Annotated in this window: 1 protein-coding gene; it reads left to right on the forward strand. The window is 64.1% G+C overall.

Annotated features, from left to right (window positions below):
* Positions 1 to 47: 47 nt before the first annotated feature.
* On the forward strand, positions 48 to 799 hold a 752-nt coding region (locus E0H73_RS45595), incomplete at its 3' end, for an alpha/beta hydrolase (protein ID WP_131367566.1).

Below are 799 nucleotides of genomic sequence, written 5' to 3' on the forward strand. Positions count from 1 at the left end.
CTGAACCTGTCGGCCGGCAACCCCTTGAAGATGAGCCTGGAGTGCCCATGTCGAGATTTCGTAGTGTGTCTGCTGGTGGGTTGGAGGTGTTCTGTCGTGAGGCGGGCGTGCCGGGTGCGCCGAAGTTGTTGTTGCTGGGTGGGTTTCCGTCGTCGTCGTATCAGTTCCGGGGCTTGATGGCGGCGCTGGCTGACCGGTTCCATTTGATCTCGTTCGATTATCCGGGGTTCGGGAACAGTGAGTTGCCGGATCCGCGGGAGTGGGACTACAGCTTCGATCATCTGGCCGAGATCGTTGACGAGGCGTTGTTGGCCACCGGGTTCACCGGGCCGATGGGGCTGTATATGCACGGGTGCGGTGGCGCGATCGGCAACCGGCTGATCTCGCTGCATCCGGACTGGTTGCGGTGGCAGGTCATCCAGAACGCCAACACCTACGACGACGGGTTCGCCGGCGCGTGGGACAGTATCCGTCGCGCGGTCTGGTCGGGGCGTAGCGCTGAGGCTGATGGGTTGTTGGAGGCGTTGCTGGAGCCGGAGATGGTGAAGGCGATTCATCTGACCGGTCACCAGGACCCGACCAGGATCAGCCCGGACGACTGGAACCTTGCTCTGCATTTCCTGGCCCGGCCGAACGCCCGTCGGGTGCACCTGGACCTGTTCCACGACCACCGCACCAACAGCGACCGGTATGTCGCGTGGCAGCAGCGGCTGCGCCGCGACCAACCCAAGACGCTGATCTTCTGGGGCCAAGGCGACATCTTCTTCACCCCCGCCGGCGGCCAGGCCTACCTGCGCGA

The organism is Kribbella pittospori (genome assembly GCF_004331465.1).
Lineage (GTDB): Bacteria > Actinomycetota > Actinomycetes > Propionibacteriales > Kribbellaceae > Kribbella > Kribbella pittospori.